This window comes from Pseudactinotalea sp. HY160 (assembly GCF_009372055.1).
In the GTDB taxonomy this organism is placed as follows: domain Bacteria; phylum Actinomycetota; class Actinomycetes; order Actinomycetales; family Beutenbergiaceae; genus HY158.
In genome coordinates this window covers 241,736-266,510 of the sequence record NZ_WHMT01000002.1, presented here as the reverse complement: position 1 = coordinate 266,510, position 24,775 = coordinate 241,736, and the positions used below count along the sequence as shown (strand labels likewise).

Sequence of the window (24,775 nt, the reverse complement as noted above, 5' to 3'; positions counted from 1 at the left end):
TCGTGTGGGGACGATCCTGGCTGAGGAACAGCTACTGGAGCGGGATGATGAGACCGCGGCGGCCTCGCGTAGTGCGCCGCTCGCTCCCGCACCCTCGACGACGAGCCGACGCTACGCACTCCCAAGCCGGAAGAGCCGACAATCGCTCCCGGTTCGGGTTCGGGGAGTAGGCTCGATCGATGCGGCTGGCGGTTCTGGATATCGGTTCCAACACCGTGCACATGCTGATCTTCGATGTGGTCCGCGGTGCACGCCCGGTCGCCTATGCCTCCCAGCGGTTCACGATGCGCCTCATGCGGTACCTCACGCATGACGGAAGCATCAACGACGAAGGCCTCGCCCGACTTCTCGACGCCGTGGATTCATTGATGGTCATGGCCCGGGAACATGAGGTCGACGAGATCCTGACGATCGTCACCTCCGCCATCCGTGAAGCCGTCAACGGTGACGAGATCCTGGCCGAGATCGATGCTCGGATCGATGGCGACCTGCAGGTCCTGTCCGGCGCAGAGGAGGCCGCCGCCACGTTTCTTGCAGCCAGGCGCTGGTTCGGCTGGGTCGCGGGGCAGTTGCTGGTCCTCGACATCGGTGGCGGATCGCTGGAGATCGCCGCGGGCGTGGACGAGATCCCGGACGTAGCCGAGTCCCTGCCCTTGGGGGCCGGGCGGCTGACGCGCACGTATCTCCACCACGATCCACCAACGAAGGAAGAGCTCAAAGAACTGCGGACGGCGGTGCGGGCCGGCCTCCAACCGGTGGCGGCACGCGTGCGAGAATCGATCGATCCCGACTATGTGGCGGCGACGTCCAAGACGTTCCGCTCCCTGGCCCGCCTGGCAGGCATGAGCCTGGACAGCCTGGGCAAGAACGACCGTTGGCAGATGAGCACCTCCCAACTGCGGGACTGGGTGCCGCGGCTTGCGAAGATCCCCGCCGAGCAACGCATGGAACTACCCGGAATAACGGCAGAACGCACCTTCCAGATCGTGGCCGGGGCCGTCGTGGCCGTCGAGGTGTTGCAGGCCTTCAAGATCGAGAATGTCGAGATTTGTCCGTGGGCGCTCCGTGAAGGTGCGCTCCTGCGACGCCTGGACCAAGTGGAGTAGCGCCATCCTGTCGAACGGGCGTCACGACGCAGCCATCACGATGATCGGAGTGCGCTCATGCGACGGTACCTGAACGAACGCGGTCGCGGGGATGAGGCCGGGCCCACCGAATTGCCGGAGTTCAAGCCGATCGACCCCGGACTGCGGCCCGGGGTCGATCTCGATGATCGAGAACAGATCACCGAGCTACTCGGAGAGAACGACTCGGGTACCCGCTGACGCTCTCACCCGGCGTCGCCGGGCCCGGCCTCAGGCGAGTCGGCGGCGCACGGCGAGCACCGCGGCACCCGCGAGCAGGAGCAGCGCGACCGCGCCGGCGAGCGGGCCCACCGGCGCACCCGTGTCGGGCATCGACCCGCCGGGCGTCTGGCCGGCACTCGGGCTCGTGCCCGCATCGGTCGGCGAGCCCGTATCGGTGGGTGAGGCGGGCTCGGTCGGGGAGGCCGTATCGGTCGGCTCCTGCGTGGGCTCGGTGATCGGTTCGGTGATGAGCGACCAGTTCGGCACGAAGAAGTCGTCCGGGTCGATCACCTCGTGCTCGACCGCCCAGTCGATGAGCATCTGCCGGATCTGCTGCTGCCCGTCGTAGACGATCTCCGCGTCGGCCACGTGCGGGAAGCCCGCCCCGCCGCTCTGCCGGTAGTTGTTGAGCGCGAGGATGAACGTGTCGTCGTCGCCCACAGGGGTGCCGTCCGGGTAGCGCAGATCGGTGATCCGCTCACCCACATCCTGGGAGATGTCGATGTAGTAGTCCACCCCGGCGATCGCGTCGTAGGCGTAGTCCGGCATCCCGTCGGGGTAGTGGTCGGTGGGTGCGTTCGTGCCCGTGGCCGGATCGAAGTCCGCGCCCACGGGCACCTGCACGAAATAGCTCGCCGAGTACTCGAGGTAGTCGCGCACCTGCGCGCCGGTCAACTCGACCCCGTAGAGCGTGTTCGGGAAGACGTACAGCCCTGCGATGTCGCGGATCGTCACGTCGCCCTCGGGGAAGATCGCCGTGCGGGAGAAGGGGGCGGCGGCGGAGATGATCGTCGCATCGCCGACGTCGCCGAGCGCGGTCGTGATCGCCTCGAGCTGCACGTGGTTGATGAAGTCGATGATCGGGGTGTCCTCGTAGCGGGACTTCTCCGACTTGAGGTCGGTGACCGACGTCGCCACGGGGGTGTTGACGTAGTCGATCGTCGTGGTCTGCTTGTCCATCAGCAGCTCCCGCAGCCCCTCGTCGGGCTCGCCGATCTGATAGCCGTAGGTGGCCTGCGCGTGCGGCTCGTTCCCCTCGCTCCAGTCGACCTGCCAGCCGTCCCCGTCGGGCACGAGGTGCAGGGTCGTGCGGGTGACCGACCGGGCCCAGTAGTACGGCTGGGTGAGCAGCACCTTCCCGCCGTCCTTATTCGTGACGATCGTCTCCGGGTCGTCCTGGTGGCTGTGCCCGAAGAGGATGTAGTCGATCCCCGGCACGAGATAGGCCACGTTGTTCACCACGTTCTCGTACAGCGCGGACGTGTCGTAGTCCTCGTTGGGCACCTCGCCCTTGCCGCTGTGCACGTTGAGGGCGACGACGTCGGCCTCCTCGGCGACGATCGGCACCCAGTGCCGCGCCGCCTCGACCAGGTCCTGGAACTCGAGCTTGCCCTCGACGAATTTCCGGTCCCAGACCCGCACGCCCGGCGTCACGAGCCCGATGACCCCGACCTTGACGGTCTCGCCGTCGATCTCGCGCTCGACGATCGTGTACGGCTCGAGCCAGGGCTCGCCGGTGTCGACGTCGATGACGTTCGCCCCGAGCAGGGTCGGTCCGCCGTCGGCGGTGTCGAGGTCGCGCTCGTAGGCCTTGAGCATGTCGAGGCCGTAGTTGAACTCGTGGTTGCCGATGCCGAGCGTGTCGTAGCCGATGTACTTGAACGCCTGCGACATCGGGTGCTCGGTCTCGCCGGAGAGCACGCCCGCGGCGCCGTCCCCGAGGCCGTAGTACGTGGTCAGCGGCGTGCCCTGGATCGCGTCGCCGGAATCCATGACGATGACCGACTCCGCGCCCACCTCGTCGCGGACGTCGCTCACGTAGGTCGCCACCCGCGTGAGACCGAGGATGTCGTCCTGATCCGTGTACTGCTCGTTGGCGAAATAGTCCCAGTTGTAGACGTGACCGTGGGTGTCGGTCGTGCCGAGCAGGGTGAGATCGACCCCGTCCGCCGGCGCGGCGTGTGCGGGGGCTGCGGCCAGGCCGGCCAGGATGACGGCGGCGACGATGCCACCGGCAGTGTGCTGACGCATGATGTACCTCTCGAGCGCGGTGCCGGCACGCACGTCGATGAGGGTGCCGGATGGGCGGTTCGAGGAACACTACTCATCCCGCGGCCGCCGCGGAAGGGGGGTGGGACGGTTGGCCCACGGCGCAGCGGGCAGCGCCGATAGCATCGCAGGCGTGGGAACTTCGCTGATCGCGCGCGCAGACGCTGCCGTCGCCGGCCTGACGCCGGGCTACTTCGCGCTCGTCATGGCCACGGGCATCCTGTCGGTGGGGACGGCGCTCGAGGGTTTCGCAGTCGTCTCCGCCGTGCTCCTGGTCGTGTGCATCGCGAGCTTCCTCCTGCTCGGGGCGCTCACCGTGCTCCGGCTCGTGCGTCACCGTGAATCGATCGTGGCCGACTTCCTCGACCCGGCGCGGGCCTTCGGCTTCTTCACCTACGTGGCCGGCACGAACGTGCTCGGCGTCCGGCTGTTCATGGCCGGCTATCACACGATCACCGCCGTCTTCCTCGTCGCGACCCTCATCGCCTGGATCGTGCTCGGCTACGTCGTGCCCTGGACCGCGGTGCTCTCGAAGACGGAGCGCCCCGTGGTCAAGTACGCCAACGGCACGTGGTTCATCTGGGTGGTCGCGAGCCAGTCGGTGGCCGTGGCGGCCGCCACGCTCGAACCGGTGAGCGAGGAGGTGCGCGGCGCGCTCGCGATCGTGGCCGTGCTCTCCTGGTCGGTCGGGGTGTTCCTCTACGGGGCGGCCGGGGTCATGGTCGCGCTGCGGATGATGCAGTACGAGCTCAAGCCCGTCGATCTCAACCCTCCGTACTGGGTGGCGATGGGCGCCTGCGCGATCACGGTGCTCGCGGGGGCCCGGGTCGTGGAGATGGCCGCCGCGCCGATGGTCGACGCCACCCGCGGCCTCGTGGCCGGCCTGTCGGTCGTGTTCTGGAGCTTCGCCACCTGGCTCATCCCGGTGCTGTTCTGCGTGGGGCTGTGGCGGCACTGGCGCCACCGGATCCCGCTCGACTACGAGGCCACGCTGTGGTCGATGGTCTTCCCGCTCGGCATGTACGCCGTGGCCGGCATCTACCTCGGACAGGCCGACGACCTGCCCATCGTCGGCTGGATCGGCGCCGCCGAGCTCTGGCTCGCCATCGCGGTCTGGGCGGCCGTGTTCGTGGCGATGATCCGGCACGTGTACCTCACGGTGCTCCGGCCCCGCGCGATGCCCCGCCCGGCACGCTCGGGCTGAGCGTCGCGCGAACGCGCCGTCCGAACGCTCCATCCGGTGGCGGGGCACGGCCCCGGGCGAGTCGGGTGGGCGAGCCGGGCTAGCCTGACCCCGTGACCCATGTAGACCTCGCGATCATCGGCTCCGGCTCCGGAAACTCCCTCATCACCCCCGACTTCGACGATCTGACGGTCGCGATGATCGAGGCGAACCCCGTCTTCGGCGGCACCTGCCTCAACGTCGGCTGCATCCCCACGAAGATGTTCGTCTACGCCGCCCAGGTGGCCACGACGATCCGCGAATCGGCCCGCTACGGGATCGACGCCACCCTCGACGGGGTGCGCTGGCGCGACATCCGCGACCGCATCTTCGGCCGGATCGACCCGATCTCGGCCGGCGGCAGGGACTACCGCCGCAGCGGCGAGCCGAACACGAGCCTGTACGAGGGCGAGGCGCGCTTCGTCGGGCCCCGCCTCCTCGAGGTCGCCACCGCGGCCGGCCCGGAGCGGCTGAGCGCCGAGCGGATCGTGCTCGCCTCCGGCTCCCGGCCCGTGATCCCCGCCCCCATCGCGGAATCCGGGGTGCCGTTCCACACCTCCGACACGGTCATGCGCATCGATGAGCTGCCCGCCTCGATCGCCATCGTCGGCGGCGGGTTCATCGCGGCCGAGTTCGCGCACGTCTTCTCCTCCCTGGGTGTCGCCGTCACGATCGTCACCCGCGGCCCGGCCATGCTGCGCGCCGAGGATCCCGACATCGCCGCCGCCTTCACGGCGCAGGCCGTGAGCCGCTGGGACGTGCGGCTGAGCGCCCAGGTGAGCTCCGCCGTCCGTACGCAGCGAGGCGTCCGCCTCGACCTGACCGACGGCACCCACGCCGAGGCCGAGCTCCTGCTCGTCGCGACCGGCCGGACCACCAACGCCGACCGGCTCGACCCGGCCGCCGGCGGCATTGAGACCCATCCCGACGGGCGGATCAAGGTCGACGCCCACGGGCGCACGAGCGCCGAGGGCGTGTGGGCGCTCGGCGACGTCTCCTCCGCGCACCAGCTCAAGCACGTGGCCAACGCCGAGGCCCGGATCGTCGCCCACAACCTCGCCCACCCGGGCGATCTGCGCGCGATCGACGAGCGGTTCGTGCCCGCGGCGGTGTTCACCCATCCGCAGATCGCCTCGGTCGGACTGCGTGAGGACGACGCCCGCGCCCAGGGCTTCGACGTCACCACCGCGGTCCAGGCCTTCGGCGACGTCGCCTACGGCTGGGCGATGGAGGATGCGACCGGTCTCGTCAAGCTCGTCGCCGACCGGGCGAGCGGGCGGCTGCTCGGGGCGCACCTCATGTGCCCGGACGCCTCGGTCGTCGTGCACCAGGCGATCCAGGCGATGCAGTTCGGCCTGCGGGTGCAGGAGATGGCGCGCGGGCAGTTCTGGATCCACCCCGCGATGTCCGAGGTGCTCGAGAACGCCCTGCTCGGACTCGACGTGGACTGGACCGGCGTCGTCTGACGGTCGTCTGCGGGGCGTCGGTCCGGCGGCGCATCACGGCGCCGTGCTTGACTCCATCGGGGTGCTCGCCACGAGGCCGAAGGCCTCACCGTCCGGGCCGGTCGTCAGCGCCAGCCGGCCGAACTCGAAGTCGAACGGCTCGGTCGTGATCGCCCCGCCGTGGCCGCGGACCCGGTCGGCCGCGGCGTCGACGTCGTCGACCTCGAAGCTGACGGCCCAGTACGGGGCCGTGCCCGCCTCCACCTCGCCGATGCCGCCGCTCATCGGCGGCTCCTCACCGGCCGTTCCGAACATGGCGTACCGCATGTCGCCGGGCAGGTCGTCGGAGTAGGTCCAGCCGAAGGCGGCGGCGTAGAAGGCCTTCCCCGCCGCGAAGTCGCCGACCATCGCCTCGAACCACGAGGGGGAGCCGTGCTCGCCGGTGCGGCCGAAGCCCCCGTGATCTCCCGGCTGCCACGTGCCGAAGCCGGCGCCGGTCGGGTCCGCGTAGAGCGCCATCGTGCCGAACGGGCCGACCTGCATCGGGTCCAGGACCGTCCTGCCACCGGCGGCGGTGACGGCGCGCTGGGTGGCGGCGCTGTCGGTCACCGCGAGGTAGGTGGTCCACACGTGCGGCGGCTCGGGCATCCCGTCCATGGGAGGAGCCATCCCGGCGACCAGCCGGCCACCGGAGGTGGCGTTGAGGTAGCCGCCGAACTCCTCGTCGCCGCCCTCGAACACCCAGCCGAACACGGCGGTGTAGAACTGCGTGCTCCTCGCGACGTCGGTGACCGAGAGGTCGGTCCAGGCGGGCGCGCCGGCGGGCCACGGGGTCGTGTGATCGGTCATCGCGTGCTCCAGGTGAGGGGTGGGTGAGGCGAAGTCACGAGTGTGCCTCCGCCGGCGCCGTCGCACATCACCCCCGGGCCGATCGATTTCGGGGGATCTCCTCACCCCGCGCCGCGGGGCACGTCGAACGTCGCGCGGGAGGAGGACCCGAGGAGCTCGAGACCGCGCTGCGCGGACGTGAGGGCGGCTGGACCGGCGTCGTCTGCGGGGCGCCTCAGGAGTGGGCGGCCCGCCCGAGCCGCCAGTAGCCCGAGAACGTGACGTGTGACTTCGCAACGCCGCGTTCCGAGACGAGGTGACGGCGGGCGCCGGTCGCCAGTGCGGACTCCCCGACCGTGAAGGCGTAGAGGTCGGTGGGGAGCGTGAGCGCCCTGAGCGCCGGGAGCGCCGCCGCGCCCGGGACGGCGTGCGGCTCCCGCGTGAGCCAGTGCACGGTCATCCCGGCCGGTGCGTCGACGTGCTGACGGTCGCGCTCGTCGAACAGCTCGATGAGCGCATCGCCGGTGGCGTCGCGTGGCAGGTCCCGCAGGATTCCCAGCGCCGCGGGCAGGCCGCTCTCGTCGGCGACGATGAGCGAGCGGCTCGCCGACCTCGGCTGCCAGCCGCAGCCCTGGTCGATGAGCGCCACCTCGGTGCCCGGCCGAACCGACGCGGCCCACGGGCCCGCGACGCCGCCCGGGCCGTGGTCGAGGAAGTCGATGTCCAGCTCCTCCGCCTCGCCGCGGAAGTGACGGATCGTGTAGTTGCGGATCACCGGGCGGGTGCCCTTCGGCAGCCGCAGGTACCGCAGGTAGCCGCCGAGACCGAACCGCTCCGGCAGGTTGTCGAACCGGTCCCCGGCGTGGACGGGGATCGCCAGCCGGACCCAGTGGTCGAAGCCCCGATAGGCGAGGTGGGCCAGGTCGCCGCCGGAGAACGTCACCCGGATCATGTTCGGGGTGACGCGCTCCGCGCGCAGCACGGTGGTGTGGACGAGCCCGGATTCGGCGTGAGTCACGCTGATGTTGCTCATGGATGCACTACCTCCTCGCCCTCGCCGTGGGGCGGTTCGAAGTTCGCGTGGAAGAGCTCGAGGAGTTCGTCCGTCGCCGGGAACGCATCGGGGTCGGTGCCCCGCTCCCGTCGGGCGAGCACTCGGCGGCGGCGCTCGGCCGGCGGCACGTCGAAGTAGACGAGCCGCCACCGGCCCCCGGCCGAGAGCACGAGGTCCTTATACGCGTCGCGGTCCGCGCGGCGGGGGAGCGGGCTGTCGAGCACGACGTCGCGCCCCGCCCGGAGGTGGTCGACGAGCCGGCGCTCGAGTTCGGGGCGGACCGCATCGTTGTACTCCTGGAAGTGCTCGACCGGGATGTCGACCCCGTAGACGCCGAAGCGGGAGCGCACGAGCGAGTCCATCGACAGCATCGCGTAGCCCTCGGCCTCCCGCGCGCGGGCGTAGGTGGTCTTGCCCGAGCCGGCCGAGCCACAGGTGAGGAGGACCGTGGGGGCGCGCATACCCCCAGGATGCCATCACGGCGATGGACCATGGTCCCGGTTTTGAATGACAAGACGACAGGAAGCACAACATCTAGTGGTCGTTGGATCGCGCAACCACAAGGTGTAGTGTCTGTGACTGAGAGTTCATGAATGACGCCCATGTGATTCGCGGCCGGTGGAAGAGGTCGGCGGCGAGTCCGGGTCCGCGTCGCACCGGCCTCGCCCCGCCATGCCGGCGGCCTTCCCGGCCTCCGTGCCGGGCCGCCCCACCGTCATCCGTCCAGTCCCGTCCTCAACATTTCTCAGCGATCCTCAACAGTTCTCAATCGTTCTCGACAAACCGAGCCGATCATCGATCGTCCTCGCCAAGGAGCCCGCCATGTCCACCGCCCTCCGGTACGCCGTCGTCGTCCTGCTCGCCGCAGCCTCGCTGCTGTGGCGCGACTACAACCTCAACACCTTCCTCGCCCCCGGGGCCGAGTTCGTGACCGTGCTCGCCGTGGTCTCGGCGATCCTGCTGCCGCGGGTGGTCGCGGTGGCGGTGCCGCTGCTGACCGTGGCCGTGGGCGATCTCGTGTTCGGCTCGCACTCGGTCATCTTCCTGTACGTGTGGGGCGCCTGGGTCGTCATCGCGATCGCTGCCCTCGTCATGCGCCGGGACCGGTCGCGCACGGCCACGGCCCTCGTCGGCCTCGGGATCGGTGCGGGCGCCTCCACCCTGTTCTTCCTCGTGACCAACCTCGGCACCTGGATGCTCGGCCGCGGCGAGTGGTACGCCGACTCATTCGCCGGACTGCTCACCGCCTACGGCATGGGGCTGCCGTTCTACCTCTACCCGCTCGCGGCGAACCTCGTGCTCGTGCCCGCGGCCGCGGTCGCCGCCCACGCCCTGCGCGGCCGGCTCGAAGCGCCCGCCGCCGCGCTCCAGCCGGCGCACTGACCGGCCGACTCACCGACCCCACCGACCCCACCGACCACACCGATCCCGAGACGAAAGACCGCTCCGATGCTCTCCTTCCAGCTGCCCGACTCCTTCCTCGCCCGCTTCGCCGACCGCCCCGTGCCCTGGGGCTTCGCCGATGCCGCCGGAAACTCCCTCGGCGAGATCACCTTCCTGCGCACCTACTCGCGCCAGCGCGAGGACGGATCGAAGGAGCGCTGGCACGACGTGTGCCGGCGCGTCGTCGAGGGGATGTTCTCCATCCTCGCCGACCATCAGCGCACCCGCCGCCTGCCCTGGGACGAGGCCGCTGCGCAGGAACTCGCCCAGGATGCCTACGAGCGGCTCTTCGAACTCAAGTGGACCCCGCCCGGGCGGGGCCTGTGGATCATGGGCACCCCCCTGGTCAACGAGGTCGGAAACTCCGCGCCCCTGCAGAACTGCGCCTTCGTCTCCACCGGTGACATGACGCCCGCGAACCCCGCCGCCCCGTTCGCGTTCCTCATGGAGGCCTCGATGCTCGGGGTCGGCGTCGGATTCGACACCGCCGGCGCCGAGCAGCGGCTGACCATCCACGCCCCGGTCGTGCACGCGGCGACCACGGGATTCGAGCTCGACGCCCGCGGGACGGCGTCGGCACCGGTCGTCGAGCCGGGAACACCGGTGTTCCGCATCCCCGACACCCGCGAGGGCTGGGTCGACTCCACGGTCCTGGTGCTCGAGGCCTACCTCTCGGGCGCCGACCTGCCGGTGATGGACTACTCCCTCGTGCGCCCCAAGGGTGCACCGATCCGCACCTTCGGGGGCACCGCCGCGGGGCCCGAGCCGCTGCACCGGCTGCACACCGCGCTCGCGGGGGTCCTCCACGGTCGCGGCGGCGAGCCCCTGAGCACCCGCGACATCGCCGACCTCGGCAACCTCATCGGCGTGTGCGTCGTGGCCGGCAACGTGCGCCGCTCCGCCGAGATCCTCCTCGGCCGCATCGACGACCCGGACTTCCTCGACCTGAAGAACCCCGAGGTCTTCCCCGAACGCAACTCCTACGACCCCGCCCGACCCGGCTGGGCGTGGATGTCGAACAACTCCGTGGTGGTCGACACGGAGACGGACCTGACGCCCCTCACGGGCGCGATCGCCCGCAACGGCGAACCCGGCGTCATCTGGCTCGACACGACCCGCGCGTACGGCCGGCTCGCCGACCCCGCCGATCACCGGGATCACCGGGTCGCGGGCTACAACCCCTGCGCGGAGCAGCCGCTGGAATCCTATGAATGCTGCACGCTCGTGGAGACCTTCCCCTCCCGGGCCACGTCGCTCGAGGACTACCTGGCCACCCTGCGGATCGCGTTCCTCTACGGCAAGATCGTCACCCTGCTGCCCACCCACTGGGAGCGCACCAACGCCGTGATGCAGCGCAACCGGCGCGTGGGCACGTCGATGTCCGGCATCGCCGACTTCGCCGACACCCACGGCCGGGAGGCGCTGCGAGAGTGGATGGACGACGGCTACCGGCTCGTCCGGGACTGGGACCGCGAGCTGTCGGAGCGGCTCGCGGTGCGCGAGTCGATCCGAACCACGACCGTCAAGCCGAGCGGCACCGTGAGCATCGTCGCCGGCGTCTCCCCGGGGGTGCACTGGGCGCCGGGGGGAACCTACTTCAACCGCGCCATCCGCTTCCGGAACGAGGATCCGCTCGTCACCCTCTTCCGAGCCGCCGGGTACCGGGTGGAGGCGGCCGCCGAGGATCCCGCCGGCACCTCCGTCGTCTTCTTCCCCATCAAGTCGGGCGCCCGCCGCTCCGAGCGGGACGTGCCGCTGCGGGAGAAGGCGGAGCTGGCGGCGCTCGCGCAGGCGTACTGGTCGGACAACTCGGTCTCGGTCACCTTCTCCTTCGAGCCGGAGTCGGAGGCCGACCAGATCGCCGGCGTGCTCGCCGACTTCTCCGGCCGGCTGAAGACCGCCTCGTTCCTGCCACAGGGCAACGTCACCTACCCCCAGATGCCCTATACGCAGATCACGGCCGAGGAGTACGCGGAGGCCTCGCGCCGGCTCGTGCCCGCCTTCCTCGACGCCGTCTACGACGGCGATCTCGCAACGATCGATGCGATCGGCGAGGCGTACTGCGCCACCGACGACTGCGAATTCGACGAACTCAGGATCAACTCCGAGTTCGCCGCCGCCGACGGGTGAGGCTGCGCACAGTTGGTGAGTGATCCCGTGTGGACCCGATCACGGCCGCTCATGCTCGGGGCGGTGGGTCGACTACCCTGACGAGGATGAACACAGCGATCGAACTGGCCGTGCAGGACGTGGCGGGGACCCTCGTCGCGGCCGAGGTGGGAGCGGACCGGGTCGAGCTCGGCTCGGCGCTCGGCGTCGGCGGTCTCACCCCCTCCCGCGGGGTCATCGAGGCGGCCGTCGCAGCCGGCGCGCCGCACGGGGTCGAGGTCCACGTGCTCATCCGGCCCCGCGCCGGTGACTTCGTGTTCACCCCCGCCGAGACGGCGGTCATGATCGCGGACGTGCGCCACGCCGTGGCCGCCGGGGCCGCCGGCGTGGTCATCGGCGCGCTCACCCCGACCGGCGAGGTCGACCTTCCCGCGGTCGATGCGCTCGTGGCGGCCGCGGACGGCGCGGAGGTGACGTTCCACCGAGCGATCGACGTGAGCGGCAACCTGTTCGAGGTGGCCGACACGCTCCTCGGCCACGGCATCACGCGCGTGCTCACCAGCGGGGGCGCGCTCCTCGCGGCCGACGGCACCGCCGTGCTCACCGAGCTCGTGGACCGGCTCGCCGGCCGGATGCAGGTCATGGCGGGCTCGGGCATCAACCCCGGCAACGTCGCGGCGGTCGCCGCCACCGGGGTCGACGCCGTGCACTTCTCCGCCAAGGAGATCGTCGCCGGCGACGCCCTCGCGCTCGGCTCCGCCGACGACGGCGGCTACGAACGCACCGACCCGCTGCTCGCGCGCCGAGTCGTGGACGCGCTGGCCGCGGACCTCGCCCTGAGCCGCTGACCCGCCCAGAGCCGCTGACCCGCCCAGACCGCAGCCCAGACCGCAGCCCGGTCCGCAGTCCCGGGCCGCGGCTCCGGGCCTCAGAGCCTCAGAGCCTCGCCACGACCTCCGTGGCGATGAGCTCGAGGTGGTCGAGGTCGGCGAGGTCGAGCACCTGCAGGTACATCCGCTCGGTGCCCGCCGCGCGCAGCCGGCCGAGCCGCTCGATCGCCTCGGCCGGGGTGCCGGCGATCCCGTTCTCGCGCAGTTCGCCCGGCTCCCGGCCGATGGCCTCGGCGCGGCGCGTGAACTCGGCCTCGTCGGCGCCCACGCACACGACGAACGCGCTCGAATAGGTGAGTTCGGCCGGGTCGCGCGCGATCTCCTCACACGCCGAGCGCACCCGCGCGTAGAGCCGGGGTACGTCGTCCTCACTCGCGAACGGCGTGTTGAACTCCGAGGCGAAGCGGGCCGCGAGCGCCGGGGTGCGCTTGGCGCCGTGGCCGCCGACGATGATCGGCACGCTCCGGGTCGGCTTGGGCAGGGCGGGGGAGTCGACGAGCTCGTAGTGCTCGCCCGCGTAGTCGAAGCGCCCGCCCACCGGCGTGTTCCACAGGCCCGTGAGCACCTCGAGTTGCTCGGTCAGCAGGCCGAACCGGCGCGCCGGGAACGGGATCCCGTAGGCCGCGTGCTCCTCCGCGTACCACCCGGCCCCGAGCCCGAGCTCGATGCGCCCGCCGGACATGTCATCGACCTGGGCCACCTGGATGGCGAGCACGCCGGGGTGGCGGAACGTCGCGGACGTGACGAGGGTGCCGAGCGTGATCCGCTCGGTCTCCCGGGCGAGGCCCGCGAGCGTGGTCCAGGCGTCGGTCGGGCCGGGGAGCCCGTCGGTGCCCATCCCCAGATAGTGGTCCGACCGGAAGAAGCCCTCGAAGCCGAGCCGCTCGCTCGCTCGGGCCACGGTGAGCAGGTCGTCGTAGCGGGCACCCTGCTGCGGTTCGGTGAAGATGCGAAAGTCCATGCCACCAGCCTGGCGCATCCGCCCTGCGGGCACGAATCGGATCGGTCAGGATGGGTGGATGAAGATCGGATTCCACACCGGCTACTGGTCCGCCGGCCCGCCCCCGGGGGCCGCCGAGGCGGTCGCCCGCGCCGACGCCCTCGGATTCGACTCCGTCTGGACCGCGGAGGCCTACGGCTCCGACGCCCTCACCCCGCTCGCGTGGTGGGGCGCCCGCACGCACACCGCGTTGCTCGGGACCGGCATCGCCCAGCTCGACGCGCGCACGCCGGCCGCCACGGCGATGGCCGCCCTCACGCTCGACCACCTGAGCGGCGGCCGCTTCATCCTCGGCCTGGGCGTCTCCGGCCCGCAGGTGGTCGAGGGCTGGTACGGACGCCCGTACGCCCGGCCCCTGGCCCGCACGCGCGAGTATGTCGAGATCGTGCGCTCCGTGCTCGCCCGGAGCGGTCCACTCACCGCGCCCGGGCCGCACTATCCGCTCCCACTGCCTGAGGACGACGGCGGGTCGGGTCGGGGCAAGGCGCTCACCTCGACGGTTCATCCGTTGCGCGCGGACCTGCCCATCCACCTCGCGGCGCAGGGCCCGCGGAACGTCGCCCTCGCCGCCGAGATCGCCGACGGCTGGCTGCCCGCCTTCTTCACCCCGAGTCGGGACTCCCAGGCCCGTGAACACCTGGCGGCCGGGTTCGATCGGCGCTCCCCGGAGCGCAGCCCGGCCTCCGCCTTCGAGGTGAGCGCGATCGTGCCGGTCGCGCTCGGGGCCGACGTCGAGCAGGCGGCCCGGCTCCTCGCCCCCCACGTCGCCCTCTACGTGGGGGGCATGGGCTCGAGCGAGGCGAACTTCCACCGCGAGGCGATCGCCCGCGCCGGCTGGGCGGAGGCCTGCGAGGAGGTAGCGGAGCTCTATCCGCGCGACCGGCGCGCGGCGGCCGCGGCGGTGCCCACCGAGCTCGTGCTCGACCTCGCGCTCGCCGGCTCACCCGCCGAGATCCGCGAGCAGGCGCGGCGCTGGGAGGCGACCTGCGTGACCCGGCTCATCGTGCAGACCGATCCGCGCGCCCTGCCCGCCCTCGCCGAGGCGCTGCTCTGATCGGCCTTCCGACCGGCCGTGGGCAGGGGAACGCCCGTGGGGTCCTGGATCAGGCCGCCGCACTGGACTGGGTGCGGCCCCCACGGGCGCCGATGACTGCTGGAATTCGCTGAGCGAATGCCGGCATCCGACTCAGCGGACAGTCACCTCACATGTCCCACGTTCGATCACTGCTGGGATCACCTCCTTCCTTGCGTACGCATACGCTACGTCGCCGCCCGCGCTCGCGCCAGGGATTAAACCGCGGTCGTCCTCAGGAGATTCCGGCGGGTCGGGCGCCGGCCGGGTGGATGACCACGCAGCAGCGCCCGGGGCGCGGGGCGAGCTCGGCGCGGTCCGGATCGGACCCGGCCCCGGACAGCAGGCCCCGGATGAGGGCGTGGTTCATCCCGCACACGAGCTCGCTCTGGTGTTGGGCGATGGCGTGGAACGGGCAGTTGCGCAGCGTGATGTCGCCGGACTCCGAGACCGCGGGCTCGAAGCCGAGGCCGGTGAGGGCGTCCAGGAGGTCCGCGCCGCCGTCGGCGCTGCGCGTGCCCTCGGCGGCGGCGGCGCGGGCGAGGGCAGCGGAGACCTCGCCGGTCTCGTCGGCGGCCGCGGCGCCCGCGAGCAGGCGCGCCAGCAGGGCGTAGTTGCGCGGGGGGACGCTCGCCGCGACCTCGCGTTCGGCGCGGGCGTAGAGCTTGGCCGGCCGGCCGGCTCCCGGGCCGGTGCGTCCCTCCCGGCGCGCATAGCTCACGTCGAGGAGGCCGGCGCCGGCGAGCTTGTCGAGGTGATAGGCGGCGAGGGTGCGGCCGATCTCGACGGCGGTGGCGGCCTCGTCCCGGCCGACCGGGGCGTCCTGTGCCACGACGAAGTCGTAGAGGCGCCGGCGCAGCGGGTCGGCCAGCGAACTGAGCTCGGCCAGGGCGGTGCGGGAGGTGTGCGAACTCATGCCACGAGTCTAGCAACAGCGGATCTTGACAAACAGAGGTGGGGGTGAGCAATCTAAGAACATGACAATTATTCGTTAGAAGGAGTCGGAGATGACCGAGTCAGCGTCGCGAGTGTCGAGCGCATCGAGCCGATCGAGTGAATCGCGCACATCGAGTGGACTGAGTGGACCGAGCGGGCCGGACGGCTCGAGTGGGCCGGACGGCGCGGGAGGGTCGGGCGGATCGGGCAGATCGGGCGGATCGAGCACGGTCGATCGGGTGGGCTTCGGGCAGCGACTCCGCCGCGAGCCCGCGTTCTCCGCCTACTGGCTCCTGCGGGTCGGGTTCGTGGTCCTGCCGCTGTCGATGGGGATCGACAAGTTCATCGACGGCCTCACGTTCTGGCCGGACTACCTGGCGCCGTGGATCGTGGGGATCATCCCGTTCTCGGCGGCGACGGCGATGATGGTGGTCGGAGTGGTCGAGATCCTCGCGGGCGTCGCGATCGCGATCAAGCCGCGGTATGCGAGCTATGTGGTGGCGCTGTGGCTGGCCGGGATCGTGATCAATCTGCTCACCTACTCGGGCTTCTACGACGTGGCGTTGCGCGACGTCGGCCTGCTCGTCGCGGCGCTTGCGCTCGCGCGGCTCGCCGCCGCCTACGACCGGCCGTGGGGCGGGGTGGTCGCGCGATGACCACGCTGGAGCTCGTTGCCGAGCACGTCGCCTCCGAGCGGCCCGCCGCCGACCTGGACCGGGCCGAGTTCGCGGCCGCGGAGTTCCTGCGGACGCTGGGGATCCGGCTCGACCAGCCGCACCTGGCCGCCACGCCCGGGCGTATGGCCCGGGCGTGGGCCGAGCTGCTCACTCCCCGCCCCTTCGACCTGACCACCTTCCCGAACGACGAGGGCTACGACGAGATGGTCGTCGTGCGCGACGTGCCCGTGCGGTCGGTCTGTGAGCATCATCTGCTGCCGTTCACGGGTCGCGCCTGCGTGGGCTACCTCCCGGACGAGCGGATCGTCGGGCTCTCGAAGCTCGCCCGGGTGGTCGAGTACGTCGCCTGCCGCCCGCAGACGCAGGAGCGGCTGACCAAGCAGGTCGCCGACTGGCTGCAGGAGCACCTGCATCCCCGGGCGGTCGGGGTGGTCGTCACCGCCGAGCACTCGTGCATGAGCCTGCGCGGGGCGCGGGCCACGGGGGCGGCTACCGTGACGTCCGCGCTGCTGGGGCAACTCCGTGACGACCCGCGATCGCGCCAGGAGTTCCTCTCCCTCTCCGGCATCGCCGGCTGACCCGGCGACGGCTCCGGGTGGCGGAGTAACCGCCTGGAGAAACACGTCGGGCGCGCACGAGGGGAAGTGCGCGCCCGAGCGGATCGCTGAGCGATCTAAGGCCGCTAGGGGGGACGGCCTTGGGACCTGCTAAGTGCAGATCCTGGACCCAGTATGCATCAGATCGCCAGCGCGGGCGACCCGATCCGGGAAGTTAATGTAACAAGTTCATCAAGAACCCCGGTGAGGTCGGTCGCGAGCCGGTCGGACGGCGCGAGCTCGCCGCCCGGGAAGTCCGTGAGGGTGTTCACGGCGACCTGGTTGCGCGTGGCGAACATCGAGGCGTTCGCCACGATGCCGCGCCAATGCTCGACCGCGCGGATCCCCCCGGAGGCCCCGTAGCCGACGAAGGCCACGGTCTTGCCGGCCCACTCGGGGTAGAGCACGTCGAACGCGTTCTTCATTGCGGCCGATACCGAATGGTTGTATTCGGGCGCCACGAACACAAAGCCGTCGTAGGAATCGACCGCCGTGCTCCACTCCCGGGTGCGGGGGTTCTCGTACTCGCGATCGGCGGCGCCGGGGATCGTGGCCTCGTCGAGGAGCGAAAGCCCGAAGTCGGCGACCTCGAGCACCTCGAAGGTCGCCTCGTCGCGGTCGGTGGCGTGGGCGGCGACCCAGGCGCCCACCTGGCTGCCCAGGCGTCCGGGACGGGTGCTGCCGACGATGATCGCGATCTTCACGAATGAACCTCCACAGGTAGTTACGTTTTCAACAGTAGCTCCACTGTAGGGGGATCGGATCGCCGGGGGTGCGGGCTGTGAGGGGCCTCACCGGCCGGCCGTCGGACCGTGCCCGCGCCTCGGCCTCGGCGCGGGCGAGGCCGACCGGGCAGGTGGCCAGGTGATCGTCCACGAGGCCGACGGCCTGCAGGGTCGCGTAGGCGGTCGTGGGCCCGAGGAACGTGAAGCCGCGGGACTTGAGATCGGCGGCGAGGGCCACCGAGTACGGGGTCCGGGACGGCACCTGCGCGTGCGTCTGCCACCGCACGAGGGTGCCGTCGTGGGCGTAGAACGCCCGATCGGGGGTGTGGGCGGCGAGCACGTCCCACAGCCGGGTGCCGCCCGCGTGCAGCTCCTCGAGGGCCCGCGCGTTCGTGATCGTCGCCCGGATCTTGCGCTCGTTGCGCACGAGCGAGGCGTCGGCGAGGAGGCGGGCGACGTCGTCCTCACCCATCCGCGCGACGACGGCCGGATCGAAACCCGCGAACGCGAGGCGGAACGACTCCCGCTTGCGCAGGATCGTGAGCCACGACAGGCCGGACTGGAACGCCTCGAGGCTGAGGCGCTCGAGCAGCTCGCGCTCATCGGCACCCGCCGGCGGCGGCACGGCCCATTCGTGGTCGTGGTAGCTCTCGTAGAGGGGATCACCGTCCCCGAAACACCTGGCCATGACTCATGCTCGCACGCCTGGCTCCCGGCGCCGCCGGCCGGTACGTTGACCTGTGGATGGTCCAGCAGACTGTGGAGGAGACGGCATGCCTGAGTTCGGACTGGGTTCGCACGTGGATGCGGCCGACCCCATCGCCGGCGCCCGGGAGCGCGGGGCCGCGCACGTGCAGATCTTCCTGGGCGACCCGAAGGGGTGGAAGGGGGCCGACGTGGCCTACCCGGGCGGGGCCGGGGCCCTCGCCGTGGCCGCGCGGGCGGCGCAGGTCGAGCTGTACGTGCACGCGCCCTACGTGCTCAACGTGGCGAGCACGAACAACCGGATCCGCATCCCGAGCCGGAAGCAGCTGCAGGTGCAGATCGATGCGGCCGCCGAGATCGGTGCGGCCGGGATCGTCGTCCACGGCGGGCACGTGCGGGCGGGCGAGGATCTCGCGGTCGGCTTCGACAACTGGCGAAAGTGCATCGACGGCCTCGACCAGCGCGTGCCCGTGCTCATCGAGAACACCGCCGGCGGCGACGGCGCAATGGCCCGGGGCCTCGAGCGGATCGCCCGACTCTGGGAGGCGATCGGCGCGGCCGACGGCGGTGATCGGGTGGGCTTCTGCCTCGACACCTGCCACGCGTGGGCCAGCGGCGAAGACCTGCCCGGCCTCGCGGAGCGGATCACCGCGATCACCGGCCGGATCGACCTGCTCCACTGCAACGACTCCCGCGACGCGCAGGGCTCCGGGGCGGACCGGCACGCGGGCCTCGGCCACGGCACGATCCCGGAGGCCGACCTCGTGGCCGTCGTCGCCGAGGCCAGGGCGCCCGTCATGCTCGAGACCCCCGGCGGGGTCGACGAGCACCGGGCCGACATGGCCTGGCTGCGCAAGCGGCTCGGCTGAGGACGCCGCCCGAGCAGCACATCGCGTAGTGGGGTCGATCGACCACCGTCAGGGTAGGTGATCGACCCCGCGGCCATCATGCCGTGCCCTGGCGGCACAACTGCGGTACACCTGGGAGATGGACCTCCCCGACGCGCTCGACTTCCTGCGCACCAACCACCGCGCCGTGCTCGCCACCCGGCGCCGCAGCGGCGATCCCCAGCTCTCGCCGGTGCTCGCCGTCGCCGACGAGGCGGGCCGGGTGCTCGTGAGCACCCGGGAGACGGCGATGAAGACCCGCAATCTGCGGCGCGATCCCCGCGCCTCCCTGCTCGTGCTGCCCGACGCCTTCTTCGGCGCCTGGGTCCAGCTCACCGGCCCGGTCGAGATCGTCTCGCTGCCGGAGGCCATGGACCTGCTCATCGACTACTACCGCCGCGCCGGCGGCGAGCACGAGAATTGGGACGACTACCGGGCGGCGATGATCGGCGAGCAGCGCTGCGTCGTCGTGCTCACGCCCGAACAGGCCGGTCCGACGGTGGCCGGCTGACGGCAGCGAGCGCCGGCCCATATCGGGACCGGCGCTCGCTGCGGCATCCGGCCGAGGTCAGTCGGCGATCGCCTCGTTCGCGTTCTGCTGTGCCTGTTCCAGGGCATCCGCGACCGCGAGGCGGCCCGCGAACATCTCCGGGAACACCTCGCCGATGGCGTTGAGGCCGGCGTTCGAGCGGGGGCCGACCGGTGCGGGGGTCGTGGGGCCCGCGGCGGCCTCGGCGAACGCGCTCGTGTCCACTCCCTGCTCGTCCCAGTAGGCGGTGAACGTGTCCTGGGCGTCGAGGGCGGCCGGGAACGCGGCACCCTGTTCCCCGAGCGGACGCTGCCCCTCGGCCGAGCCGAGCCAGGCGAGCACGGCGGTCGTGGCCTCGAGGTGCGGTGTGTCCGCGTTGCCGAGGGCGGCCACGCCGTGCACGACCCCGATGCGGCCCTGCGGGCCCGCGACCATCGGGGCGATCGCCCACTCGAAGTCGGTCGCGTCGGCCATCGCCGGCAGCGAGTACTGCCCGGACTGGAACAGCGCGAGCTTGCCCTGCACGAAGAGGTCGCGGCTCAGGTCGCCGTTCGCGTTCGTGTCGGCGGCGGGTGGGGCCACCTGGTAGGTGTTGATCAGGTCCACGAGGTACTGGAACGCCTCGACGCCCTCGGGGCTGTCGAACGCGTACTCGTCGCCGTTCTGGAAGGTGCCGCCGTTCTGCGCGAGGAAGTCGAGCCAGATCGCCTGCAGGTCGGCCTGGGCGTTGAAGCCCCAGACGTCGACGTCGGTGGCGTCGAAGCCCTCCTCGGTCGGGTGCTTGCCGGCGGCGTCGACCGTGAGCTTCTGCAGCGCCGGCAGGAGGGTGTCGGCCGCCTCGTCGGGGCTCCACGTCAGTGCCGACGGGTCGACGCCCGCGGCGGTCGTGAGGTCCTTGTTGTAGAACAGCGCGATCGAGTCGCTCAGCTGCGGCACCCCCCACAGGGAGCCGTCGCGCGTGTACAGGTCGACCACCGAGGGGTTCCACGCGTCATGGTCGTCGCCGAGGGCCGCGCCGATGTCGATGAGCCGGTCCTGGTCGGCGTAGATGCCGTAGTTCGACGTGTTGGTCCAGAAGATGTCGGCCATCGTGCCCGAGGAGATGTCCTGGGGGAGGCGATCCCAGTAGTTCCCCCACGGCACCACGTCGATATCGACCTTGATCCCCGGGTTCTGGTCCGTGAACTCGTCGAACGACTTCTCGTAGGCGTCCGCCGCGTTCTCGTCCCACAGCCGGAACGTCACCGTGGTGGTCTCCCCGCTCTCGTCGGGGTCGGGTTCCGCCTGCGCCCCGGGCGAGCAGGCCGACAGCGCGAGCGCGGCAGCGCCGGCGATGGCACAGGTCGACAGCAGCGAACGCCGCAGTCCGATGGTCATGTCTCTCTCCGTCCTCGGCGGTGGCGCTCGCCCCGCCCCGTCCCACGGTAACGGGAACGGGGCGTCTCGGCCCGCCGATGCCGCGAAGGGTCACCATCTGAAACGGCCGATCGCGCCTGCCCGGCCCGAACTCCCGGCCGTGCCCGGCCGACGCGAACGCCCGGCCGACGCGAACGCTCAGCCGACGCGAACGCCCGGCCGACGCGAAGGCTCAGCCGGCGAGGTGCGCGCGCCGCCGCAGCGCGAGCCCGGCGAGGCCGAGCACCGCCGCCGTCACGGCCCACGGCAACAGCGCGGGCGGGCCGGTCTCGGCCAGGGCCTCACCCGGGGGAGTCGCGTCGGGGGGGGGGGGGGCGGCGCCGCCGGGCACCCCCCCCCGCGGCGCGCGGGTGCAGGGCGGCGCGGGGGGGGGCGGGTGTCGGCCCGGGCCTCCCCGGGGGTCGTCGCTCCGGCGGAGCCGGCCCCGACGACGACGTCCTCGCCCGCGGGCTCCTCGGTGGAACCGGGCTCGTCGCTCGCCGCGGGCTCCTCCGTGGACTCGGGCTCATCCGTGGGCTCTGGCTCATCCGTGGGGTCGGGCTCATCCGTGGGGTCGGGCTCATCCGTGGGGTCCGGCTCCTCCACCGGCGGGGCGGCGACCGTGAGGCCGGTCGCGGCCTCCATCGTGACGCCGCCGATGACCGTCGTGGCGAGGACCGAGTGGTCGCCCGGCTCGGCGGTGATCGTCGCGGTGATCGAGTAGTCGCCGTCCTCGCCCACGGTGGCCGTGCCGAGGTCGGCTCCATCGAGGCTGAGCGCCACCTCGGCGCCCGCGATGGGCCACGTGCCCGAGACGACCACGTCCTCACCGGTGGCCACGGGCCCGGCCGCCGGCCCGGTCACGGCGACCGTCAGCTCGAGCACCTCGATCGAATAGGGCTCCCACGCGGGGCCGTCGAAGCCGGTGGCCCCGGGCATCACGTAGACGGGGTCGACCGCCGCGGGAAGCGCGCCGGTGCCGTCCGCCTCCCCGAGCGCCGGGGCCTGGCCGAGGAAGACGACGAACTCGAGCGGGCTGTCCTTGAAGGCGCCCGCACCGATCGCGGTGATCGACGCCGGGATCGTCACCGTGGTCAGGCGATTGCCGCTGAAGGCGTACTCGGGGATCTCGGTGATCGACTCGGGCAGCGATACCGACGTGAGCTCGTTGAACTGGAACGCGTTGATGCCGATCGACGTGATCCCCTCCGGAAGCACCAGCTCCTCGAGCGCGTTGCTGTTGAAGGCGTAGTCCCCGATCGAGGTGACCGCGGGCGGGATCGTCACCGATTCCAGCCGGTTGTCCTCGAAGGCCCGAGTGGGGATCTCCGTCAGGCCCGCCGACAGCTCCAGGCTCACCAGCGCATTGTCGGCGAAGGCCATGCTCCCGAGGCTGGTCACGGAGTCGGGCAGCACGAGCCCCGTGATCCCGTTCCCGTCGAACGCGTTGTTCCCGATCCGTTCGACCCCCGCGGGGATCTCGATCGCCGTCAACTCGTTCGCCTCGAACGCCGCAGCCGTGATCGTCACGAGCGTCTCGGGCAGCGTGACGGCGGTGAGCCCGGCGCCGCTGAACGCGCGGTAGCCGATGCCGGTCACCGGAACGGTCTCGCCGCCGCTGGTGACCTCGGCCGGGAGGGTGAGGACCACGTCCTCGCCCGTGTAGCCGGTGATCGTGGCGCCGTCCGCCGAGGTGGTGAAGGTCAGCCCGTCGGTCGTCGTGCCGGTGGCCGCGGTCGCCGCGGGGGCGCCCCATCCTCCCCATCCGGCCAGGGTGAGCAGGCCGGTGGCGGCGAGCGCGGCGAGGGCCCGGCGGGGCCGGGCGGTGGGCATGGGTCGACTACTCGTCATCATTGCCTTTCTCGGGGTCGGCGCACGGCGGTGTGGTCGACTCATCGCGCGCCGGAGCGCAGGATCGGCTCGGGACGGAATGGGCGGCCACGAGCAGACTACCAGCGGCCCCGCGCGCCGACCCCCGATCCGGCTCCCGACCACGGGTCCCGACCACGGCTCAGCGCACGCCGGTCACCCCGAGCGAGGAGGTGATCTGCTTCTGGAACGCCAGGAACAGGATGACCAGCGGCGCGAGCGCGATCGTCGTGGCCGCCATGACGAGGGTCCAATTACCCGCGTACTGCGTCTGCAGGGCGGCGGTGGCCACGGTGATCACGTTCCACTCCTCGGCCGGGGCGATGATGAGCGGCCACATGAAGTTGTTCCACTGGCTCACCACCGTGATGAGCAGCAGCGTCGCCAGGATCGGCTTGTTCATCGGGACCATCACCTGCCACAGCCGCCGCAGCACCCCGGCCCCGTCGATCTTGGCGGCGTCGAGCACGTCGGCCGGCGTCGAGCGGAAATTCTCCCGCAGCAGGAAGATCGCATACGGGGATCCGAACATGAACGGCACGACGAGGCCCGCGAACGTGTTCTTCCAGCCGAGGGCCGTCATCATCGAATACAGCGGGATGATCGTCACGACCGCCGGGATCATCAGGGTCGACAGGTACACCCAGAACAGCGCGTCCCGCCCCGGGAACCGCAGCTGCGCGAACGCGTACGCCGCGAGGATCGAGCTGAGCAGCTGCCCCGCCACGAGCACGAGGACCACCTGCACGGTCACCGCGATCGGCACGAAGAAGTCGTACTGCTCGCCGAACAGGGCCGTGTAGTTCTCCGTCGTGACCGGATCGGGCGGCGTGAGCGGCCACGTCGTGTTGAACTGGTGCGGCGTCTTGAGCGAGGTGACCACCGAGAACACGAACGGCCCGAGCATGAGCAGCGCCCCCGCGACGAGGAACGCGTAGGTGGCCAGGTTCGCCCAGAACCGGGCCACGCGCGCGGGGCGAGCGCGGCGCGCCCTCCGCCCGTCCTGCTCGAGGCGTGTGGACGACGTCCCCGCGCCCCTCGTAGGCGCGGTCGCCACGGGCGGGGGTGAGGGTGGGGTGGTGGGTTGGATTCTCATGGCGTCACGACATGTCGTAGGTGATCCGGCGCCGGAAATAGCGCTGCTGGACGAGGGTGACCGTGACGAGGATGAGGAAGAGGATCACGGCCATCGCGGCGGCCCGCCCGAGCCGGAGCGAGACGAACGCCTCGTTGTAGATGCGGGAGGCGATGACGTCGGTGCGGCCGCCCGGGCCGCCGCCGGTCATCGCGTAGACGGTGTCGAACACCTGGAAGCTCGCGATGATCGAGGTGACGGTCACGAAGAACATGGTCGGGCGCAGCAGCGGCAGCGTCATCGACCAGAGCGTGCGCGCCGGGCCGGCACCGTCGATCCGTGCGGCCTCGTACACCGACTCGGGGATCTGCTGGAGACCGGCGAGGAAGAACAGCGAGATGTAGCCCACGCTCGACCACACCTGCACGAACGCGACCGCCGGCAGCGCCGTCCCCGGGCTCGTGAGCCACTCGACCCGGTGCCCCAGCAGCGCATTGACGGCGCCGTTGGTCGGATCGAGCAGCCACTTCCACACGACGCCGAGCGCGAGCGGGGCGCACACCCACGGCAGCACGTACAGCACCCGCAGCCAGGAGGTGCCCGGCAGGTTGCGATTGACGGCGACCGCCAGGAACAGCCCGAGCGCGATCGAGGTGGGGATGGCCATGAGCGTGAACAGCGCCGTCACGAGCAGGGAGTTGCCGAACTTGTCCCACGTGAGCAGGTAGGCGTAGTTGCCCAGGCCGAACCATTCGGGCGGGCTCAGCAGGTCGTACGTCGTGAACGACAGCCCGATCACGATGACCACCGGCACGAGCAGGAACCCGACGACGCCGATGAGGCTCGGGATCAGGAGCAGGTACCCGGCGCGCGCCTCGGCCCGGCGGCGCGTGCTCACTCGACCTCCCACGGACACGAAGCCT

General features: G+C 71.3%; 24 protein-coding genes. 12 read left to right on the top strand and 12 right to left on the bottom strand.

What is annotated here, in order from left to right:
• The first annotated feature begins 179 nt into the window (after positions 1-179).
• On the top strand, positions 180-1,106 hold the full coding sequence (locus tag GCG21_RS03815) for a Ppx/GppA family phosphatase (RefSeq protein ID WP_152817923.1): 927 nt from the start codon (positions 180-182) through the stop codon (positions 1,104-1,106).
• Positions 1,107-1,163: 57 nt separating this feature from the next.
• Positions 1,164-1,325: a hypothetical protein gene (locus tag GCG21_RS16115; protein ID WP_194164920.1), complete on the top strand. Its 162-nt coding sequence runs from the start codon at positions 1,164-1,166 to the stop codon at positions 1,323-1,325.
• Positions 1,326-1,355: 30 nt separating this feature from the next.
• Here GCG21_RS16115 and GCG21_RS03810 read toward each other — a convergent pair whose 3' ends face one another.
• Positions 1,356-3,410: a bifunctional UDP-sugar hydrolase/5'-nucleotidase gene (locus tag GCG21_RS03810; RefSeq protein WP_370517253.1), complete on the bottom strand. Its 2,055-nt coding sequence runs from the start codon at positions 3,408-3,410 to the stop codon at positions 1,356-1,358.
• 118 nt (positions 3,411-3,528) lie between these two features.
• On the opposite strand from GCG21_RS03810, the gene GCG21_RS03805 reads away from it, so the two are divergent.
• On the top strand, positions 3,529-4,599 hold the full coding sequence (locus GCG21_RS03805) for a tellurite resistance/C4-dicarboxylate transporter family protein (protein ID WP_370517252.1): 1,071 nt from the start codon (positions 3,529-3,531) through the stop codon (positions 4,597-4,599).
• A gap of 92 nt (positions 4,600-4,691) precedes the next feature.
• Entirely contained in the window at positions 4,692-6,083 is a 1,392-nt protein-coding gene (locus tag GCG21_RS03800) for a mycothione reductase (RefSeq protein ID WP_370517251.1), read from the top strand.
• Positions 6,084-6,116: 33 nt separating this feature from the next.
• Here the strand turns inward: GCG21_RS03800 and GCG21_RS03795 are convergent, their stop codons facing one another.
• The 3 genes from GCG21_RS03795 to GCG21_RS03785 all read right to left on the bottom strand — a co-directional run bounded on the left by GCG21_RS03795 (position 6,117) and on the right by GCG21_RS03785 (position 8,405).
• Complete coding sequence (locus GCG21_RS03795; protein WP_152817921.1) at positions 6,117-6,911, bottom strand: VOC family protein; 795 nt, start codon at positions 6,909-6,911, stop codon at positions 6,117-6,119.
• 214 nt (positions 6,912-7,125) lie between these two features.
• Positions 7,126-7,923: a siderophore-interacting protein gene (locus tag GCG21_RS03790; RefSeq protein WP_152817920.1), complete on the bottom strand. Its 798-nt coding sequence runs from the start codon at positions 7,921-7,923 to the stop codon at positions 7,126-7,128.
• Positions 7,920-8,405, bottom strand: coding sequence for an ATP-binding protein (locus GCG21_RS03785; RefSeq protein WP_152817919.1), 486 nt, complete (start codon positions 8,403-8,405; stop codon positions 7,920-7,922). Before GCG21_RS03785 ends, GCG21_RS03790 begins: the two co-directional genes overlap by 4 nt.
• A 361-nt stretch (positions 8,406-8,766) precedes the next feature.
• Between GCG21_RS03785 and GCG21_RS03780 the strand changes: the two genes are divergently transcribed.
• The 3 genes from GCG21_RS03780 (at position 8,767) to GCG21_RS03770 (ending at position 12,344) form a co-directional block, all read left to right on the top strand.
• Positions 8,767-9,327, top strand: coding sequence for a DUF6580 family putative transport protein (locus GCG21_RS03780; RefSeq protein WP_152817918.1), 561 nt, complete (start codon positions 8,767-8,769; stop codon positions 9,325-9,327).
• 66 nt (positions 9,328-9,393) lie between these two features.
• Entirely contained in the window at positions 9,394-11,517 is a 2,124-nt protein-coding gene (locus tag GCG21_RS03775) for a fused protease/ribonucleoside-triphosphate reductase (protein WP_152817917.1), read from the top strand.
• An 86-nt stretch (positions 11,518-11,603) separates the two neighbouring features.
• On the top strand, positions 11,604-12,344 hold the full coding sequence (locus GCG21_RS03770) for a copper homeostasis protein CutC (RefSeq protein WP_194164918.1): 741 nt from the start codon (positions 11,604-11,606) through the stop codon (positions 12,342-12,344).
• An 88-nt stretch (positions 12,345-12,432) separates the two neighbouring features.
• On the opposite strand, the gene GCG21_RS03765 is transcribed toward GCG21_RS03770, so the two are convergent.
• Positions 12,433-13,347 (bottom strand): LLM class F420-dependent oxidoreductase, encoded by a 915-nt coding sequence (locus GCG21_RS03765; RefSeq protein WP_152817916.1) that lies wholly within the window; start codon positions 13,345-13,347, stop codon positions 12,433-12,435.
• Between the two features lie 58 nt (positions 13,348-13,405).
• Here GCG21_RS03765 and GCG21_RS03760 point away from each other — a divergent pair, with 58 nt between their 5' ends.
• The gene (locus GCG21_RS03760) at positions 13,406-14,440 is read left to right on the top strand and encodes an LLM class F420-dependent oxidoreductase (protein WP_152817915.1); all 1,035 of its coding nucleotides are present in this window, start codon (positions 13,406-13,408) and stop codon (positions 14,438-14,440) included.
• A gap of 253 nt (positions 14,441-14,693) precedes the next feature.
• Here the strand turns inward: GCG21_RS03760 and GCG21_RS03755 are convergent, their stop codons facing one another.
• A complete protein-coding gene (locus GCG21_RS03755; RefSeq protein ID WP_152817914.1) occupies positions 14,694-15,374 on the bottom strand; it encodes a metalloregulator ArsR/SmtB family transcription factor in 681 nt (226 codons plus the stop codon).
• A 91-nt stretch (positions 15,375-15,465) separates the two neighbouring features.
• On the opposite strand from GCG21_RS03755, the gene GCG21_RS16590 reads away from it, so the two are divergent.
• Together GCG21_RS16590 and folE are read left to right on the top strand one after the other, a co-directional pair.
• Positions 15,466-16,050 carry a hypothetical protein gene (locus GCG21_RS16590; protein ID WP_227993104.1) on the top strand — a complete coding sequence of 195 codons (585 nt, stop codon included), beginning with the start codon at positions 15,466-15,468 and terminating at the stop codon, positions 16,048-16,050.
• Positions 16,047-16,649 carry a GTP cyclohydrolase I gene (folE, locus tag GCG21_RS03745; RefSeq protein ID WP_152817913.1) on the top strand — a complete coding sequence of 201 codons (603 nt, stop codon included), beginning with the start codon at positions 16,047-16,049 and terminating at the stop codon, positions 16,647-16,649. Before GCG21_RS16590 ends, folE begins: the two co-directional genes overlap by 4 nt.
• Positions 16,650-16,807: 158 nt before the next feature.
• Here folE and GCG21_RS03740 read toward each other — a convergent pair whose 3' ends face one another.
• A complete protein-coding gene (locus tag GCG21_RS03740) occupies positions 16,808-17,371 on the bottom strand; it encodes an NADPH-dependent FMN reductase (protein WP_370517250.1) in 564 nt (187 codons plus the stop codon).
• Between the two features lie 28 nt (positions 17,372-17,399).
• Positions 17,400-18,080, bottom strand: a complete 681-nt coding sequence (locus tag GCG21_RS03735) for a DNA-3-methyladenine glycosylase I (RefSeq protein WP_152817912.1) — start codon at positions 18,078-18,080, stop codon at positions 17,400-17,402.
• Positions 18,081-18,165: 85 nt separating this feature from the next.
• Between GCG21_RS03735 and GCG21_RS03730 the strand changes: the two genes are divergently transcribed.
• Both GCG21_RS03730 and GCG21_RS03725 read left to right on the top strand, forming a co-directional pair.
• A complete protein-coding gene (locus tag GCG21_RS03730) occupies positions 18,166-18,966 on the top strand; it encodes a deoxyribonuclease IV (RefSeq protein WP_152817911.1) in 801 nt (266 codons plus the stop codon).
• A gap of 118 nt (positions 18,967-19,084) precedes the next feature.
• Positions 19,085-19,495, top strand: coding sequence for a PPOX class F420-dependent oxidoreductase (locus GCG21_RS03725; RefSeq protein WP_152817910.1), 411 nt, complete (start codon positions 19,085-19,087; stop codon positions 19,493-19,495).
• 57 nt (positions 19,496-19,552) lie between these two features.
• On the opposite strand, the gene GCG21_RS03720 is transcribed toward GCG21_RS03725, so the two are convergent.
• The 4 genes from GCG21_RS03720 to GCG21_RS03705 form a co-directional block, all read right to left on the bottom strand.
• The gene (locus GCG21_RS03720) at positions 19,553-20,890 is read right to left on the bottom strand and encodes a sugar ABC transporter substrate-binding protein (protein WP_152817909.1); all 1,338 of its coding nucleotides are present in this window, start codon (positions 20,888-20,890) and stop codon (positions 19,553-19,555) included.
• 273 nt (positions 20,891-21,163) lie between these two features.
• A complete protein-coding gene (locus GCG21_RS03715) occupies positions 21,164-22,741 on the bottom strand; it encodes a leucine-rich repeat domain-containing protein (RefSeq protein ID WP_194164917.1) in 1,578 nt (525 codons plus the stop codon).
• A 178-nt stretch (positions 22,742-22,919) separates the two neighbouring features.
• A complete protein-coding gene (locus GCG21_RS03710) occupies positions 22,920-23,873 on the bottom strand; it encodes a carbohydrate ABC transporter permease (protein ID WP_152817907.1) in 954 nt (317 codons plus the stop codon).
• Positions 23,874-23,877: 4 nt separating this feature from the next.
• The gene (locus GCG21_RS03705; RefSeq protein ID WP_153877032.1) at positions 23,878-24,750 is read right to left on the bottom strand and encodes a carbohydrate ABC transporter permease; all 873 of its coding nucleotides are present in this window, start codon (positions 24,748-24,750) and stop codon (positions 23,878-23,880) included.
• Positions 24,751-24,775 lie beyond the last annotated feature (25 nt).